Annotated in this window: 16 protein-coding genes; 10 read left to right on the forward strand and 6 right to left on the reverse strand. The window is 65.9% G+C overall.

Annotation, left to right across the window (positions count from 1 at the left end; translation table 11 throughout):
- Positions 1-66 precede the first annotated feature (66 nt).
- On the forward strand, positions 67-1,305 hold the full coding sequence (locus tag HBF24_RS00970) for an MFS transporter (protein WP_167167578.1): 1,239 nt from the start codon (positions 67-69) through the stop codon (positions 1,303-1,305).
- Here HBF24_RS00970 and HBF24_RS00975 read toward each other — a convergent pair.
- A complete protein-coding gene (locus HBF24_RS00975) occupies positions 1,302-2,198 on the reverse strand; it encodes a LysR substrate-binding domain-containing protein (RefSeq protein WP_167167580.1) in 897 nt (298 codons plus the stop codon). The two genes, HBF24_RS00970 and HBF24_RS00975, sit on opposite strands and share 4 nt — an antisense overlap.
- 312 nt (positions 2,199-2,510) lie before the next feature.
- On the opposite strand from HBF24_RS00975, the gene HBF24_RS00980 reads away from it, so the two are divergent.
- The gene (locus tag HBF24_RS00980; RefSeq protein ID WP_167167583.1) at positions 2,511-4,028 is read left to right on the forward strand and encodes a SulP family inorganic anion transporter; all 1,518 of its coding nucleotides are present in this window, start codon (positions 2,511-2,513) and stop codon (positions 4,026-4,028) included.
- An 87-nt stretch (positions 4,029-4,115) separates the two neighbouring features.
- Here HBF24_RS00980 and HBF24_RS00985 read toward each other — a convergent pair whose 3' ends face one another.
- A complete protein-coding gene (locus tag HBF24_RS00985; protein ID WP_167167586.1) occupies positions 4,116-5,375 on the reverse strand; it encodes an ectonucleotide pyrophosphatase/phosphodiesterase in 1,260 nt (419 codons plus the stop codon).
- A 170-nt stretch (positions 5,376-5,545) separates the two neighbouring features.
- Between HBF24_RS00985 and HBF24_RS00990 the strand changes: the two genes are divergently transcribed.
- Positions 5,546-5,911 (forward strand): hypothetical protein, encoded by a 366-nt coding sequence (locus HBF24_RS00990; protein ID WP_167167589.1) that lies wholly within the window; start codon positions 5,546-5,548, stop codon positions 5,909-5,911.
- A 1-nt stretch (position 5,912) separates the two neighbouring features.
- Here HBF24_RS00990 and HBF24_RS00995 read toward each other — a convergent pair whose 3' ends face one another.
- The 3 genes from HBF24_RS00995 to HBF24_RS01005 form a co-directional block, all read right to left on the reverse strand.
- Entirely contained in the window at positions 5,913-6,533 is a 621-nt protein-coding gene (locus tag HBF24_RS00995; protein WP_167167592.1) for a TetR/AcrR family transcriptional regulator, read from the reverse strand.
- 67 nt (positions 6,534-6,600) lie between these two features.
- Positions 6,601-7,161, reverse strand: a complete 561-nt coding sequence (locus HBF24_RS01000; protein ID WP_167167595.1) for a cytochrome b — start codon at positions 7,159-7,161, stop codon at positions 6,601-6,603.
- Positions 7,161-8,222, reverse strand: coding sequence for a catalase family peroxidase (locus HBF24_RS01005; RefSeq protein ID WP_206064111.1), 1,062 nt, complete (start codon positions 8,220-8,222; stop codon positions 7,161-7,163). Before HBF24_RS01005 ends, HBF24_RS01000 begins: the two co-directional genes overlap by 1 nt.
- A 180-nt stretch (positions 8,223-8,402) precedes the next feature.
- Here HBF24_RS01005 and HBF24_RS01010 point away from each other — a divergent pair, with 180 nt between their 5' ends.
- Complete coding sequence (locus tag HBF24_RS01010; protein WP_167167601.1) at positions 8,403-8,930, forward strand: sigma-70 family RNA polymerase sigma factor; 528 nt, start codon at positions 8,403-8,405, stop codon at positions 8,928-8,930.
- Positions 8,927-9,673, forward strand: coding sequence for an anti-sigma factor (locus HBF24_RS01015; RefSeq protein WP_167167604.1), 747 nt, complete (start codon positions 8,927-8,929; stop codon positions 9,671-9,673). Before HBF24_RS01010 ends, HBF24_RS01015 begins: the two co-directional genes overlap by 4 nt.
- A gap of 19 nt (positions 9,674-9,692) precedes the next feature.
- Here the strand turns inward: HBF24_RS01015 and HBF24_RS01020 are convergent, their stop codons facing one another.
- Complete coding sequence (locus tag HBF24_RS01020) at positions 9,693-10,430, reverse strand: SDR family oxidoreductase (RefSeq protein ID WP_167167607.1); 738 nt, start codon at positions 10,428-10,430, stop codon at positions 9,693-9,695.
- A gap of 108 nt (positions 10,431-10,538) precedes the next feature.
- On the opposite strand from HBF24_RS01020, the gene HBF24_RS01025 reads away from it, so the two are divergent.
- The 5 genes from HBF24_RS01025 to HBF24_RS01045 all read left to right on the forward strand — a co-directional run bounded on the left by HBF24_RS01025 (position 10,539) and on the right by HBF24_RS01045 (position 17,341).
- A complete protein-coding gene (locus HBF24_RS01025) occupies positions 10,539-11,444 on the forward strand; it encodes a LysR family transcriptional regulator (RefSeq protein ID WP_167167610.1) in 906 nt (301 codons plus the stop codon).
- A gap of 59 nt (positions 11,445-11,503) precedes the next feature.
- Entirely contained in the window at positions 11,504-14,014 is a 2,511-nt protein-coding gene (locus tag HBF24_RS01030) for an excinuclease ABC subunit UvrA (protein WP_206064112.1), read from the forward strand.
- An 80-nt stretch (positions 14,015-14,094) separates the two neighbouring features.
- Entirely contained in the window at positions 14,095-14,730 is a 636-nt protein-coding gene (locus HBF24_RS01035) for a DUF6348 family protein (RefSeq protein ID WP_167167615.1), read from the forward strand.
- 107 nt (positions 14,731-14,837) lie between these two features.
- Complete coding sequence (gene hutU, locus HBF24_RS01040; protein ID WP_167167618.1) at positions 14,838-16,508, forward strand: urocanate hydratase; 1,671 nt, start codon at positions 14,838-14,840, stop codon at positions 16,506-16,508.
- Between the two features lie 110 nt (positions 16,509-16,618).
- Entirely contained in the window at positions 16,619-17,341 is a 723-nt protein-coding gene (locus tag HBF24_RS01045; protein ID WP_167167621.1) for a DUF6445 family protein, read from the forward strand.
- Positions 17,342-17,416 lie beyond the last annotated feature (75 nt).

A 17,416-nucleotide genomic window follows, 5' to 3' on the forward strand; every position in this document is an offset into this window, starting at 1 on the left:
TTCTAAAGTAATCGGGCGTCGATATCAGTCGGCGCCTTTTTCTTTGGCAGCGAGCACCTTCAAACGATGGACGGCAGCAGCGCAGCAGGTAGCGCTTCCACACATATCGAGCACGGCACGCGTCTGTTCTGGCGAGCGAATCTGGCCTTGTTCCTGGCCGGGTTCTGCAACTTCGGCCTGATGTACGACGTGCAGCCGCTGCTGCCGGAGTTCTCGCGCGATTTTCACTTGAGCCCGACAGCTGCCAGCTTGTCGCTGTCGCTGACCACCGGCGTGCTGGCCTTTGCCATGCTGATTGGCGGCGCGGTGTCCGATGCCTTTGGCCGCAAGCGCGTGATGCTGGTGTCGCTGCTGGTCTCGGCCGCGCTGACGCTGGTGTTGTCGGCCATGCCCAGCTGGCACGGCATGCTGGTGCTGCGCGCGTTGATGGGCCTTAGCCTGTGCGGCGTGCCGGCGGTGGCCATGGCTTACGTCAGCGAGGAGATGCATGTGCGCTCGGTGGGCCTGGCGATGGGGCTTTACATCGGCGGCACGGCTGTCGGCGGCATGGGCGGGCGCTTGATTACCGGTGTGCTGACGGACCTCGTAGGCTGGCGACTGGCGCTGGCGGCGATGGGTGTGGTTGGCGTGCTGGCGGCGCTGGCGTTCTGGCGCATTTTGCCGGCCTCGCGTCACTTCACGGCGCGGCGCCTGCGACCGGCTGCGCTGGGGCGTGCCTTTGTCGGCTTGCTGGGTGATCGCGGCCTGCCGTGGCTGTTTGCCGAGGGCTTCGTGTTGATGGGCGCGTTCGTCACCGTCTACAACTACATCGGTTACCGCCTGTTGGCGCCGCCCTACGGCCTGAGTCAAAGCGCGGTGGGCATGATTTTCGCGGTGTACCTGGTGGGCATTTTCAGTTCCACCTGGATGGGACACCTGGCCAACCGGTTGGGACGCCGGCGCGTGCTGTGGAGCGCTTTTGCGATCAGCCTGGCCGGCATCGGCCTGACCGCGTGTGTCTCATTGTGGGCGATCGTGCTGGGCATGGCGGTGCTGACCTTCGGCTTTTTTGCCGGGCACTCCATTGTCGCCAGCTGGGTAGGGCGCCGCGCCACGCATTCCAAGGCGCAGGCCTCCTCGCTGTACCTGTTTGCCTACTACATGGGTTCGAGTGTGGCCGGTTCGCTGGGTGGCCAGTTCTGGGCCACGCGCGGCTGGCATGGCGTGGCGGTGTTCACGGCCTGCCTGTCGCTGGCCGGCTTGCTGATGGCGCTGCGTCTGACGCGACTGGCGCCGTTGCCGGGCAATGCGCCGGCGGCCGCTTAAATCGTCATCGCCGGCAGCAAATCCAGAAACGCGCGCACCGGCGCCGAGCGTTCGTCGGCGCGGACCACCGCCTGCACCACGGATGCGGCACCGGCGTCGGTGAGCGGCACATAGACCACCTTGTCGATGCGCAGGTGACGATACGAGGCTGGCAGCAGTGCCACGCCCAGTCCAGCCGAGACCAGGCCGATCAAGGTGGCCGCCTCACGCGCCTCCTGGGCGATGCGTGGGCTGAAACCGGCCTCGCGGCACAGCGCGATGATCTGATCGTGGATGCCGGTGCCGGCGCTGCGCGAAAAGGTCACGAATGGCGAATCGGCCAGCTCGGTCAGTGCCAGCTCACGCCGTCCCGGCTGGAGCAGCGGATGATCTTCGCGCATTACCGCCAACAGCGGATCGCGGAAAAGCGGCCGTGCGGTCAGCGTATCCGGCAATGGCGTGCCGCGGCTGATACCGATCTGCAAGGCGCCCTCGTGCAGGGCGGTCAGCTGCTGCAGGGTGTTCATCTCGGTCAGCGTGAGATGTACCTGTGGGTAGGCCTGCCGAAAGGCGAAGATGGTGCGCGGCAGCGTTTCGGTGAGCGGCGTGGAGGCGGTAAAGCCGATGCGCAGTTCGCCCGCTTCGCCACGCTGCACGCGCTGGGCCAGGTCCACCGCGTCATCCATCTGCGCCAGGATGCGCTGCGCCGAGGTGCGGAAGGCCGTCCCGGCATCGGTCAACGCCACGCGCCGGTTGGTGCGCTCGAACAGTTTCACGCCGATGCGGCGTTCCAGCTCGCGAATCTGCTGGCTGAGCGGTGGCTGCGACATGCCCAGACGTTCGGCGGCGCGGCCAAAGTGCAGCTCGTCGGCCACGGCCAGGAAGTAGCGCAGGTGCCTGAGTTCCGGGGTCATGGGGCCTTCTGGACCGAGGGTGGCGGAGGACTAGCAGGGTGACGAGCTTTGTGTTGCCGTGCAACAATGCGCGCTCCAGCGACGCGCACAGCGTCGGTCTGTCGAGCCTGCGGCGCGCTTTTCGGCGCCGACGCAACGAGCATAGTCCAGTGTAAGTGTTTGCCCAGCCAACGACGAGGCGCCGCCGCTGCGCCTCACCGCCTGGAACGCTCCGCCTAGCACGGGGCGTATTGCTTCGTGATCCAATTTATTGATTTATCGCGCCACCGGCTTGTGCGGCCGGCGAGAGCGCGTCTTTCTCTGGGGAAACTCGTGTCCTTATCGATTGCCGAAACCAAGAACAACGTCCTCTCGGGCCTGACTGTGGCGCTGGCATTGGTGCCCGAAGCCATCGCCTTTGCGCTGGTGGCCCACGTCAATCCGCTGACCGGCCTGTATGCGGCCTTCATGATGTGCCTGATCACCGCCATCTTCGGCGGCCGTCCCGGCATGATCTCGGGCGCGACCGGCTCCATGGCGGTGGTGATGGTGGCGCTGGTGGTGCAGCACGGCGTGGAGTACCTGTTCGCCACCGTGGTGCTGCTGGGCTTGTTCCAGTTGCTGTTCGGCGCGCTGAAATTCGGCAAGTTCATTCGCATGGTGCCGCATCCGGTGATGCTGGGCTTCGTCAACGGCCTGGCCATCGTCATCTTCATGGCGCAGTTGCATCACTTCAAGGAAACGGGCCCGGACGGTGCGCTGCACTGGCTGCATGCAGGGCCGATGCTGGTGATGCTGGGGCTGGTGGCCTTGAGTATGGCGATTATCTACATTCTGCCCAAGCTGACCCGCGCGGTGCCCTCGGCGCTGGCGGCGATCATCATCATTGCGATCGTGGCGCAGGTGTTTGGCATCCACACGCGCACCGTGGGCGACCTGGCCTCGATCAAGGGCGGCCTGCCGCCATTCCATATTCCGTCGGTGCCGTGGAACTGGCATACGCTGACGATCGTGTTTCCGTATGCGCTGATCCTGTCGATCATCGGCCTGACCGAGTCGCTGCTGACGCTCAACCTGATTGACGAGATGACCGAAACCCGCGGTCAGCCCAACCGTGAATGCATGGCGCAGGGCGCGGCCAATGTGGTCAGCGGGCTGTTCTCCAGCATGGGCGGCTGCGCCATGATCGGGCAGAGCATGATCAACGTGAACGCCGGTGCCACGCGGCGCCTGTCCGGCATCGTCGCCGGTATCGCGCTGTTGTGCTTCATCCTGTTCGCTTCCAGCCTGATCGAAGCCATTCCGCTGGCGGCGCTGGTCGGCGTGATGTTCGTGGTCTCGGAGAAAACCTTCGAGTGGGGCAGTGTGCGCGTGTTCGGCAAGGTGCCGCGTGCCGATGCGCTGGTGGTGGTGGCAGTCACCGTGGTGACCGTATTCACCGATCTTGCCATCGCGGTGGTGATCGGTGTGGTGATCTCGGCGCTGGTGTTCGCCTGGCAGCACGCCAAGCGCATGGATGCCCGTGCCAAGCTCGATGAGCACGGTCGCAAGGTCTATCAGCTGGAAGGCACGCTGTTCTTCGCCTCCACCGCCAGCTTCGCCGACCTGTTCACGCCGCGTGAGGACCCGGACGATGTGATCGTCGAGTTCCGTGAGGCGCGCGTGGTCGACCACTCGGCCATCGAGGCCATCGATGCATTGGCCGATCGCTATCAGAAGCTGGGCAAGCGCCTGCATCTTCGCCACCTGAGCCCCGATTGCATCGAGCTGCTCAACAAGGCCAAGGGCATGATCGAGGTGAACATGGCCGAAGATCCGCACTACCATCTGGCCGACGACAAGCTTGGCTGAGCGCTAATCGGGTCCAACAAAAAACCCCGCGTCGTCACCGGCGCGGGGTTTTTTGTTGGCCAGCCAAAGGCGGTGCCAGGTCCGTGATCAGTGCTGGCTGGCCTTGAGGGCATCCTTGATCTGGCTGAAGTGGCCATCGTTGGTCTGCGCCGGAAGACCCAGCAGATGCGTCATCAGCGGGTACACGTCGACATTGGGAAATTCGCCGATCACGGCGCCCTGGCGGAAGGCCGGGCCGTGCGCGATGAACAGGGCACGCATCTGCGGTGCGGCGTTGTCGTAGCCGTGATCGCCGAGCATGGTCTTGCCCTTGTACTTGGTGACGTTGGCCTGGCTCATGATCTGCCAGTGCAGGTCGGCCGCGCAGGTGATCGCCGGTACGCGCGGGTTGCCGCCGTAGTGGTAGCGCGCCGGAATGTTCTGCTTGCGCCAGCAGGTCATGTGGTCGTGATGGCCGAGCAACGCTTTTTCCACCTCCTGCGTGTAACCGCTCTTGGGAATGAACCCGGCGACCACGCCCAGCGACACCACTCGCACGTGCTTCAAGTTGATCAGCTTGTCGATCACGGTGATGTTCTTGCGCGGCGTGGAGGCCATGCCGTGATCGGATACCACGATGATGTTCATGTGCTGGTAGAGACCGCGCGCCTTCAGGCCGGCCACCAGGCGGGCGATGCCGTCATCGACGTATTTCAGCGCGTGGTTCACCTGCGGCGAATCGGGCCCGTAGGTATGCCCGGCGTGATCGACGCGGTCGAAATACAGCGTCAGGAAGTCAGGACGCTTGGCCGCCGGCAGCGACAGCCATTTCAGCACCTGGTCCACGCGCTGGTCGGGCGTCCACTTTCCGTCGTAGGCGCGAAAGTGGTCGGGCCGATAGCCATGAATTACGGTGCCCGAGCCGGGCCAGAACATGGTGGCCGTCTGCAGGCCGTGCTTGTCGGCGGTGACCCAGATCGGCTCGCCGCCGGCCCACCACTGGCCGTTGCCCACGGCCTTGCGGTTGCCCAGCGAAAACTTGCCCAGCGCCGGATCGTACATGTTGTTGTTGACGATGCCGTGGTGGTCAGGGTACAGACCGGTAACCAGCGTATAGTGATTGGGGAAGGTCAGCGACGGGAACGAAGGCTGCATGGCCTTGGCGCGCACACCGCTGGCCGCCATCGCATTGAGCGTTGGTGTCTTGCCGCGGTCGAGGTAATCAGGCCGAAAGGCATCGATGGAAATCAGCAGCAGCGGTGCATGGGCGCCGTGGGCCGCACTGGAAACGGGACGCTGCGGCGTGCCGGCGCAGGCGGCCAGCAACAGCGCGAGCGCCGGGCTTATGAGTCGGGCGAATCGTCGCATGATGAGGAGTGGTCTGGATGAGCAGTGAGACAAGCGCCGTATCATCGCCGATTCATATGACATGCGCATGCCCCGCCAAGTTGCGTCCTTGGATCGGCCGGGCTTGCCTTGGCATCGTATTGCTGGCCGCAATGCCGTTGGCGGCCTTGGCGCAGCCGAGCCAGGACACATTGAGCCAGCGTCTGCAGGCGCAGCAGCAGCGTGATGCGCGTCAGCGCCAGAGCTCGATTCAGGAGCGCCAGCGCCAGTCCAGCTATCAAATGCGGCAGAAATCGACCAGCAGTGCGGTCGTGCAGCAGCAGCTGCAGGACAACGACACCCAGCAACAGCGCCAGCATCGTGAGCATCAGCGCGCCATCGATCGCGATTATCCGCAGCTGCCTCCCTCACGGCGCACTGCGGAACCGGCCCGCATGGCGCCACCGCAGCAGGGCAGTGACACCGATCAGCCCAAGCAGCAAAAGCCGCCGATATTGACGCCCCCGGCCAGCGCCAGCAGCAGCGGCGGCGACGATGATGGCGGCGCCCAGGGCTGAATCAGCCGGCGTGTTCCATGGGTGAATCCAGTGTGCACGGCTCGGCTTCCAGGCCACACAGCATGCGCCGCAGCGAGGTGCGGTAGAAACCGCGAAAGCCCGCTTCGTCGTAGGTGAAGCGCTCGGCGCGATACAGCGTGATCAGGCCAATGGCGTGCGCCCACAGCGTCATCGCCACTTCCCACGGGTCATCGTCGGCCAGTCGGCCCTGTTCCATGCCATCGGCGATGGTGTCGGCCATGACGTTGAACAGGCCCGAGCGGCGGGCCTTCACATCATCGGGGAAACGGTTGGGATCAGAGCCGCTGCGCAACAGGCCAGGCTCGAACAGCTGCGGGTGCTTCAGCGCGTAATCGAGATAGACCTCCTGCAGCTCCAGCAGGCGCTCGATAGGGTCGGGGGTGTCTGGCGGCGTGCTGAGGCGATCGGTCAGTTCCCGCGTGCCATCTTCCCCAAGGCGCTGCAGCAAGGCGGCGCGATTGGGAAAGTGGCGGTAGATGGTCATCGGTGCAATGCCGGCGCGGGCGGCGATACGCCGCATGCTGACCGCGGCCTCGCCACCGTCTTCGAACAGGGCGCGGGCGGCGCCAAGAATGCGGTCGGCGGTGGAGGAAGTATGCATGGCGCGTAGCGTAGCCGTGCTGGCGTGATTCGAACATAGCGACCGATGTTAAATCACGCCCTCACGTTCAGTTTGAGGCCGATGTTTTCCGGCGCACGCCGATCATGCTGGCCAGCACGCCATCGCGCCGGATCAGGCCGTGGTACAGCGCCGCGCCCATATGCGCCAAGAAGGTCAGTGCCAGGGCGTAGGCCAGCACCGAATGCGCCGCGCGCAGCACCGCGAACAGCGTGGTATTGGTCGGCGCGATGGCCGGCAGCTGCAGCCCGGCGCCGAGTGTGACCGGATAGCCGCCGGCCGAAAGCATGGCCCAGCCGATCAGCGGCATGGCCAGCATCAGCGCGTACAGCAACCAGTGCGAGGCGTGCGCGGCCCATGCCTGCAGCCGGGGAAGGTCGGCAGGCAACGGCGGTGGCGGATGCCGCCTGCGCACCACCAGGCGCGTGATCGCCAGTAGCAAAATGGCGATGCCCAGCGGCTTGTGAATGGCCAGCAGCCAGTCGTGCCGCGCCGATACGCTGGCCACCATGCCCAGCCCAATCAGCAACATGGCGATGATCGCCGCGGCCATCAGCCAGTGCAGCAGGCGCGCCAGCGGGTGGAAGGTCGAGCGGTCGGAATGGCGCATCAGTGAGTCTCCTTGGCCGCCGGATAGCCAGGCAGGTGGGCTTCTTCGGCGGTGCGGCGGCGGAACGAATCGGCATAGGCGGCCGAGCGTGCCGGCGGCAGCGGATCGTCGGTCAGCGACATGCCGTCGGGCAGGATGGTCGGGTCGTAGTTGATGTCGCGGCAGGGGCCTTCGGCCTGGCCGCTGGCGCGTGTCAGCACCAGGGTGCCGGCGGTGATCTGCTTCCGGTCGGCCGGCCATGCGGTGGCGGCTTGTGCCGTGGGGTCGCCGGCTTGGGCCACGGTAAATACCAGTTGCCAGCGCAGCGGGCCGTTGGCCAGCCGTTGCATCAGGTCGGCATCCAGCGCATTGGCGTCGGGTTTACCGGTCGGATCAGTTGCCTTGGCCTGCGGTACGAAGCGCCAGCGCACGGCGTGGCGTTGTCCCCGGGCGTTGGTCACGTAGAAGGCGTCCAGGCCGCCGTAGTTCTGCGTGGCAAAGCTTGCCGATGGCACCGTGGCCTTGGCCCAGGCCATGAACGGCGCCATTTCCGGATGCGCGGCGTTGAATGCGGCGATCTTTGCCTTGTCCGGCTTGCCGGTGTGCGCGTCGGGCGCGTGCGCGACCAGGTTCTGATAGAAGGCCTGCGGTGTGTTCACCGAAAACACCGGCGCATTCAGCATGGCGGTACGCCACTGTTGCCCATTGGCCAGTGCAAAGCGCAGCGCCATGGCGCGCACCGGCGTGCTGCCGTCAGGTGTTAACGGGTTGGGGCCGGGCAGCGAGAAACGGCCGACCACAGGCGTGCGCACATCGGCAAACAGGGCCGCACGCGACAGCACGCTGGCCTGGTCGTTGCCCTGAAAATAACCCGCGACGCATACGCCCTTGGCGTGGTTGCGGCGCAGGCCCGGATGCACCCCGCCGTTGGTCTGGAACTGATTGATGAAGCGATCGGGCGTCAGCCGGTGCGGGCTCAGCCAGCCGGCAACGTAGGCGATGATCAGCAGCACCAGCAGCACGGGTGCGATCACCAGCGCCCAGCGCCAGAGGCCGGGGCGGGAAGAGGAAGGGGAAGTCATGGTCGGCACGCGGTTCGTGAGTGGAGATCGTCAAGGGGACGCACGGCGCGGGCATTTATTCCATGTCGATGCAAAATGGACGACCCGGTCAAGGCGCAGTTGCACGCCGAGTGCCTGGCAATGGAATAATCACGGCCGCCAGGCGTCCTTGCTGTTGTATCTGCCTTTGACGAGCGAACCATGGCTTCCGAGCACGCTGACGACATCGATGCCGCCTTGCGCGAATGGCTGCCGCACCTGCGGCGCTTTGCGCAGTGGCTGACGCGCGATGCCAGCGCCGCGGATGATCTGGTGCAGTCGACGCTGGAACGCGCCATTTCGCGCTGGTCGCAGCATCGTCAGGCCAGCTCGCTGCGGGCCTGGCTGTTCGCCATCGCGCACCGCCAGTTCATCGATCAGCGCCGGCGCGCCAGCCGCTATGCCTGGATGCTCGACCGTCTGCGCAGCGCCCCCGAGCCGGTCGAGCCGTCGCTGGAGCAGAGCGTGCAAGCGCAGCTCAGCCTGGCGGCCCTGCAACGCCTGCCCGAAGCGCAGCGTCATTTGCTGCTGTGGGTGGCGGTGGAAGGCCTTAGCTATCGTGAGGTGGCCGACATTCTCGAGGTACCCATTGGCACCGTGATGTCGCGCCTTTCGCGCGCCCGCGCGGCCTTTCGCGAGGCCAGCGAAGGCCATCCCTCCCGTCCTGCCTTGCGCCTGCTTTCGTCATGAATCAATCGACTGAAAATGATATTCACGCCTATATCGATGGCCAGATGAATGCCACCGAGCGTGTGCGGTTCGAGCAGGCCATGCGCCGCGACCCCGAACTGGCCGCGCGCGTGAGCGCCTGGCAACGCGATGCGCAGCAATTGCGCGCCGCTTTTGCCGGCACGCCGGATGATGTAGTGCCGGCGAAGCTGGACCCTTCAAGCATCCGCCGGGCACAACGCAGCCGCCACCGCGCGCGTCTGGCCGTTGCGGCTTCGCTGGTATTGAGTCTGCTGGTGGGCGGTTCGCTGGGCTGGCAGATGCGCGCCATGCAGGGGCCAGCCGAAGCGCCGATGGCTGACGCGCTGCAGGCCTATCGCATGTTTGCCACCGCCACGCCGATGCGGGCCGATGTGGAGACGGCGCAATCGGGCCAGATGCAACATTGGCTCGGCCAGCAGTTTGGTCATCAGGTACAGCTACCCTCGCTCAAGAAGGCCGGCTTCACGCCGGTCAGTGGGCGGCTGATGGCCACGGCGGTGGGGCCGGCGGCGCTGGTGGTGTACCGCAATGCGCAGGGCGATGCGATCAGCTTTTATGTGCGCCCGCCCAATGGCGAGCGCGGACCGCTGCCGCGTGGCGAGCATCGCGAAGGCAACCTGCTGGCGCAGTACTGGTCGGGTGGTGGCTACAACTACGCCATGGTCAGTCGGGCCGACTCGCGCGATGTGGCGGTGGCGCGTCAGGCCGTACCTTCGGCCTGACGCGTGTTCCCGGCCATCATCAGACGAACCCGCCGTTGGCGCGCAGCACCTGGCCGTTGACCCAGCCGCCCTCGATGCCAGCCAGGAAGCTGACCACGTTGGCGATATCGGTTGGCTCGCCCAGGCGCTCCAGGGGTGCCGCCTTGGCCAGCTGCGCGACCTGTTCGTCGCTCTTGCCTTCCAGAAACAGCTCGGTGCCGGTGGGGCCGGGCGCGACCGCGTTGACGGTGATGTCTCGGCCGCGAAGCTCATTGGCCAGCACGCGCACCAGGCCTTCCACACCGGCCTTGCTGGCGATGTAGGCGCCGTAGCCGGGGAAAGCCTTGGCGATCACGCTGGTCGACAGCGCAATGATGCGCCCGCCCTGACTCAGCCGCTGCGCCGCTTCGCCCAGCACCAGGAACGCGCCGCGAAGATTGGTGCGCATGGTGCGGTCGAACGCCTCCACATCCAGCGCGTCGATGCGCTGATTGCTCATGATGCCGGCGTTGTGTACCACGGTGTCGACGCGACCGAACGCCTCAATGGCCACATTGAACAGACGTTGCACGTGGTCGGGCTCGGCCACATCGGCCTGCACGGCCTGGGCGTGACCACCGCCGCGTTCGATCATCTTCACCGTTTCGGCGGCGGCCTGTGCGCTGCCGGCATAGTTGACGATGACATGGTGGCCGTCGCTGGCCAGGCGTTCGGCGATGGCGCGGCCGATGCCGCGCGAGGCGCCGGTGACGATGGCAACACGTTGATCTTGACTCATGTCGGACCTCCTCACGTGTGATGTTGATGGACCATCATGCGCGCTTGATTGTCCTGGATAAATGAATCAGCGCTGGCAATACAATTCGGGCTGGTGAAACAATGGCGCATGGACCGACTCGATGCCATGCAACTTTTCGCCCGGATCGTGGAATTGGGCAGCTTCAGCCGTGCCGCCGAGGCGATGGACCTGCCGCGGGCCACTGCCACCCACGCCATCAAGGCGCTGGAGGCCAGGCTGGGCGTGCGTCTGCTGGAGCGCACCACGCGTTCGGTACGTTCCACACCGGAGGGCGATACCTACTATCGCCAATGCATACGCCTGCTGGCCGAGCTGGAAGCGACCGAACACGGCCTGCGTGGCGCCGATGCCGAACCCTCCGGCACGCTGCGCGTGGCCATGCAGGGGACGCAGGCCACGCACATCGTATTGCCCCACATCGACGACTTTCGCTCGCGCTACCCTCGGCTTGATGTGGTGTTGCATTGCGGCGATCGCAAGGTGCAATTGCTGGAAGAAGGCTTTGACTGCGCCATTCGCGCCGGTCGCCCGGCCGACTCCAGCCTCAAGGCGCGGGCGCTGGCGAAGGTGCCCGAGGTGGTCTGCGCCAGCCCTGCCTATCTGCGCGAGCATGGCACGCCGCGCGATCTGGATTCGCTGCAAGGCCATCGCTGTGTGGGCTTTTTCAACGCCGGTGGTCAGGACATGTGCGCGCTGGAATTTACCGTCGATGGCCAACTGCAGGCGCTGCGCCTGCCGCACTGGATCGCGGTCAACGAGGCCGAAGCCTACGTCACCTGCGCGCTGCGTGGTGCCGGGTTGATCCAGCTGCCGCGCTACCACGTGGCCGAGCATCTGGCCGCCGGCACCCTGGTGGAAGTGCTGGCTGATGTGCCGCGCCCAGGCGTGCCGGTATACGGCCTGTACCCGCAGCATCGCGAGCAGGCGCCGCGGGTGCGCGCGTTCCTGGACTGGGTGGCCGGTCTCTACGGCGAACGTTTCGGCGCCGGCTGAAAGCCACGGCGCGGGCCGGCTACACTGGTCGGCCGTGTTTGATGCCAAGGAGCGTTTCGATGAGCCAGCCCAGCGATGTGTCCGGCGCCGGTGCCGATGGCGTCATCGTGCGCGGTGCGCGCGAGCACAATCTTAAAAACGTCGATCTGGACCTGCCGCGTGATGCACTGGTGGTGTTCACCGGCGTGTCCGGCTCGGGCAAGTCCTCGCTGGCCTTTGGCACCTTGTACGCCGAGGCGCAGCGACGCTATTTCGAGTCGGTGACGCCGTACGCCCGGCGTCTGATCGATCAGGCCGGCGTGCCCGATGTCGACCTGATCGAGGGCCTGCCGCCGGCGGTGGCGCTGCAGCAACAGCGCGGCGGTGCCAGCACGCGCTCCAGCGTCGGCAGCCTGACCACGCTGTCCAACGCGCTGCGCATGCTCTACTCGCGTGCCGGCGACTACCCACCGGGCCAGGCGCTGCTGGAGTCCGATGCGTTCTCGCCCAACACGCCGGCTGGCGCATGCCCGCAGTGCCACGGTCTGGGGCAGGTGTTTGATGTGACCGAAGACTCGATGGTGCCCGATCCGTCGCTGTCCATCCGCGAGCGCGCCATCGCCGCCTGGCCGCAGGGCTGGCAGGGCAAGAATTATCGCGAAATCCTGATGACGCTTGGGTACGACGTTGATGTGCCCTGGCGCGAGCTGCCCGCCGAGCAGCGTGAGTGGATTCTGTTCACCGACGAGCAGCCGACGGTGCCGGTATTCCGTGACGTCACGGCGGCCGAAGCCCGCGCGGCTTTCGCGCGTGGTGATGCCGGCAACTACAAGGGCACCTACATCAGCGCGCGGGCCTATGTGATGCATACCTTCGCCAACACGCCCAGCGAATCGATCAAGAAGCGCATTGCCCGCTACATGGTGGCGCACGCTTGCCCGGCCTGCGGCGGACGGCGGCTGCGCGCCGAAGCGCTGGCGGTGCGCTTTGCCGGGCGGGATATCGCCGCGGCGGCGGCCTTGCCGTTGCGGCAACTGGCGCGCGCGCTGCGTGAGGCGGGCGCGCCGGACGATGCCGGGCAGCATCCCGAGCGCGCCATGGTCGCCCGGCGTATTGTCGATGACCTGCTGGCACGCATCGATACGCTTTCGGCGCTGGGGCTGGATTACCTGTCGCTGGACCGCACCACGCCGACGCTGTCACCAGGCGAGTTGCAGCGCTTGCGCCTGGCCACGCAGCTGCGCTCGAAGCTGTTTGGTGTGGCCTATGTGCTGGATGAGCCCAGCGCGGGCCTGCATCCGGCCGACACCGAGGCCTTGCTGAAGGCCTTGTCGGCGCTCAAGGCGGGCGGCAACTCGCTGTTCGTGGTCGAGCACGATCTGGACGTGATCGGCGCCGCCGATTGGCTGGTCGACATCGGTCCGGCCGCTGGGGAAGGCGGTGGTCAGGTGCTGTATTCGGGGCCGCCGTCCGGGCTGGCACAGTGTGACGCCTCGCAGACGCGGCGCTTTCTCGATGCCGGTGCACCGTCCTTGCCGGAACCGCGCGAACCGACGGCCTGGCTGGCGCTGGAGCAGGTCACACGCAACAACGTCGGCCCGCTCGACGTGCGGTTGCCGCTGGGTGTGATGTGCGGTGTCAGTGGCGTGTCGGGCGCTGGCAAGTCGAGCCTGGTCAGCCAGGCGCTGGTCGATCTGCTGGGTGCGCATCTGGGGCAGGCTAGCGACACCGAATCCGACAGTGACGACACGCTGCCAGGCGGGCAGGGGCCGAGCACCGCCGGGCGCATTGCCAGCAAGGTGCCGGTCACGCGTCTGGTCACCGTCGACCAGAAGCCGATCGGCCGCACGCCGCGCTCGAATCTGGCCACCTACACCGGGCTTTTCGATCATGTGCGCAAGCTCTTTGCCGCCACACCCGAGGCACGCCGGCGCAAGTTCGACATGGGCCGTTTTTCGTTCAATGTCGCCAAGGGTCGCTGCGCCACCTGCGAGGGCGAAGGGTTCGTCTCGGTGGGGTTGCTGTTCCTGCCCTCGGTGTATGCGCCGTGCCCGGATTGCCATGGCGCGCGCTACAACGCCGCCACGCTGGAGGTTACGTGGAAGGGGCGCCACATTGCCGATGTGCTGGCGCTGACCGTGGATGCGGCGGCGGATTTCTTCGCCGATGAAGTGCCAGGCCTGGCGCGCGCCCTGGCCACGCTCAAACACGTCGGCCTGGGCTATCTGCGGCTGGGGCAGCCGGCCACCGAGCTTTCCGGCGGCGAGGCACAGCGCATCAAGCTGGCCACCGAGCTGCAGCGTCAGGCGCGCGGCCACACGCTGTACGTGCTGGACGAGCCGACCGCCGGCCTGCATCCGGCCGACATCGAGCGTCTGATGGCGCAGTTGCGTGCCCTGGTCGAAGCCCGCCACAGCGTGTTGCTGGTCGAGCACGACATGCACGTGCTGGCCGCATGCGACTGGCTGATCGACATGGGACCGGGCGCCGGTGACGAAGGCGGTCGCATCATCGCCCAGGGGCCGCCATCACAGCTGGCAAGCACCACGCAAAGCCCCACCGCGCGTTACCTTGCGCGCCTGCTGGCCTAAATGGCGGCAGCGTCGCCCCTGTGCGCGCCGGCCCGGCTGGTGCAGACTGGGAGCCCCTTCGCCCAAGCTTCGGTACCTGCATGAACGATGAAACCGTCCAGCGCCATCTGCTCGACCTCTTCGCCCAGTACGACGTGGAACTGGAGCCGGACGAAGACGGCTGGCTGCTGACCGAGGGCGAATATCCGGCCATTCGCGGACACTGGCACGAGACGGCCGGCGCCGAGCTGGGGCGACTGGATATCGACGTGGTGCTCGATGAAGACCGCAGCATCGAGGAAAGCTTCGCCGGCGCCGGTGCGGGTGAAGCCGGCCTCAACGATGCGTTGGCGCATTTCGCCCACGGCGCGTTGCCGGTGCTGCTTTCGGCGTGCTGGTACGTGACTGACGAGCGCACCTTCAGCCTGGCCAGCTGGGAGCTGGGCGTGCGCACCTGGGATGTGTTCATCAGTCGCTGGATGCTGCGCGGCGAGGCGCCGGTTTCGGCCTCGCCCGATGCCGTGCGCGAGGCGCTGGCGCATGAATCGCTGGCGCCCGGACTGCATGCCATTCGCCTGTTCGTGCGTCGCGACGACAGTGGCAAGCTGGCCGCCGAAGCGCTGCTCGATAACGCGCCATGGGCCGCCGGCACCGAGGCCCTGGCCGCTGACGGCTGGGAGGGCGAAGCGCCGTTCAGTGCTCACGCTCTGATGCTGCTGGACGTGCGCGACTACTGAGCGCTGGCGTGGTGTGCCAGGCGCGCCCGTTTTGGTGCAGCGCGTCTGGCCGCATGCAGGTAGCGGACGTGATAATGGCGGTCTGATTTTTCCTGATGGGAGCCGCCATGACCGCACCGACGCGCATCGACGCCAGCCGACAGATCCAGCCGCCGACCGGCCCGGAACTTTCCTGCAAGAACTGGCAGATCGAAGCCGCCTACCGGATGATCCAGCACAATCTGGCACCGGACGTGGCCGAGAATCCGGCCGAGCTGGTGGTCTATGGCGGCATCGGGCGCGCGGCGCGCAACTGGGAATGCTTCGATGCCATCCTCAAGAGCTTGCGCGAGCTGGAAGAAGACGAAACCCTGCTGGTGCAGTCGGGCAAGCCGGTCGGCGTGTTTCGCACCCATGTCGATGCGCCGCGCGTGCTGATTGCCAATTCCAACCTGGTGCCGGCCTGGGCCAATTGGGAGCATTTCCACGAGCTCGATAAGAAGGGCCTGATGATGTACGGCCAGATGACGGCCGGCTCGTGGATCTACATCGGCAGCCAGGGCATCGTGCAGGGCACCTACGAAACCTTTGTCGAGATGGGTCGCCAGAGCTATGGCGGCAATCTGAAAGGCAAGTGGATTCTCACCGCGGGGCTGGGTGGCATGGGCGGTGCGCAGCCGCTGGCCGCGTCGCTGGCCGGTGCTTGCTCGTTGAATATCGAGTGCCAGCAGAGCCGCATCGATTTTCGTCTGCGCACGCGCTATGTGGACGAACAGGCCACGGATCTGGATGACGCGCTGGCGCGCATCGAAAAGTACACCAAGGCCGGCCAGGCCAAATCCATTGCGCTGCTCGGCAATGCGGCCGAGATTTTGCCGCAGATGGTCGAGCGTGGCGTCAAGCCGGATGCGGTCACCGATCAGACCAGTGCGCACGATCCGGTCAACGGCTATCTGCCGCTGGGCTGGACGGTGGAACAGTGGTTCGAGCGCCGCAAGACCGATCCGGAAGGCACCCGCGATGCCGCCAAGCGTTCGATGAAGCAGCACGTCGAGGCCATGCTGGCCTTCCATGCGCAGGGCATCCCGACCTTCGACTACGGCAACAATATCCGGCAGATGGCCAAGGACGAAGGCTGCGAGAACGCGTTTGATTTTCCGGGCTTCGTGCCGGCCTACGTGCGTCCGCTGTTCTGCCGCGGTATCGGCCCGTTTCGCTGGGTGGCGCTGTCGGGTGACCCCGAAGACATCATCAAGACCGACGCCAAGGTCAAGGAGCTGGTCGCCGATGATCCGCACCTGCATCGCTGGCTGGACATGGCCGAGCAGCGCATCAGCGTGCAGGGTTTGCCGTCGCGCATCTGCTGGGTAGGCCTGGGCGTGCGCCACAAGCTGGGCCTGGCCTTCAACCAGATGGTGCGCAACGGCGAGCTGTCCGGCCCCATCGCCATTGGCCGCGACCACCTGGACTCCGGTTCGGTGGCCAGCCCGAACCGCGAAACCGAAGCCATGCGCGACGGCTCCGATGCCGTCTCCGACTGGCCGCTGTTGAACGCGCTGCTCAACACCGCCAGCGGTGCGACCTGGGTCAGCTTCCACCACGGTGGTGGCGTCGGCATGGGCTACAGCCAGCATGCCGGCCTGGTGATCGTCTGCGACGGCAGCGAAGCGGCCGACAAGCGCCTGGCACGCGTGTTGTGGAACGACCCGGGCACGGGGGTGATGCGCCACGCCGACGCCGGTTACCCCGAGGCCATTGCCTGCGCCAAGGAGCAGGGCCTGAAGCTGCCCATGGTGTAAGGCGAGCATGTTCCGGCCTGCACTGATGCGCGTGATCGTATTGGGGGCAGGTCGGGGCGATTTGCGTATGGTTTGATAGTCGCCGCCCAACGTTGTTGATGGATGTCCACATGCCTGAGTTGCCCTGGTTCAACCCGCGTCCGCAGGTAGAAAAGATCGACCTGGAGGCGGGTGCCTGCTGCTATGTGGTCGACGATGTGCTGGCGCAGCCCGAGCGCGTGCGCGAATGGGCCATTACCCAGCGTGCACAGTGGCAGCCGGTGGATTTCAATGCGTATCCGGGCACCTATCTGATGGGTCCGGACGGCTTGCAGCAGGCGATGCAATCGTTCTATCTGCAACACATCAAGCGCCACTTCGACGCGCGGCGGCTGCAGCACGCGCACAGCCGCTACGCCATGGTCACGCTGGCGCCCGAACAGCTGCGGCCGTTCCAGTGGTTGTGCCATAGCGATGATTTTGAGCTGGGCCCCGGGCTGAGCGTGCAGGCTTCGGTGTTGTATCTGTTTGATGATGCATCGCTGGGCGGCACCAGTTTCTACCAGCCGCTCAAGCCCATGCGCGAGATTCGCCAGCTGTTCGATGATTCGGTGCGCCTGAAAGGCCCGGATTTCAGTGAGCGCTATGGTATCGAGCCGGGCTTCATGACCGATTCGAACGCCTACTTTCAGCGCGTGGGGACCGTCGCCGCACGCTTCAATCGCCTGGTGTTCTATGACGGCGGCATGCTGCATTCGGGGCAGATCGACCATCCCGAGCGCCTGAGCGCCGATCCGGCCCAAGGGCGGCTGACCTACAACGGCTTTTTCACCTGCCGTCGCAACGCGGTCTGACCCGCGCCCCAACCAATGTCACGGACGCGCGTTGGGATCCTGTGTTTATGATAGGACCAATAATCAACGCCGGGG

The sequence above is a fragment of the Oleiagrimonas sp. C23AA genome (assembly GCF_011759385.1).
Classification (GTDB): Bacteria; Pseudomonadota; Gammaproteobacteria; order Xanthomonadales; family Rhodanobacteraceae; genus Oleiagrimonas.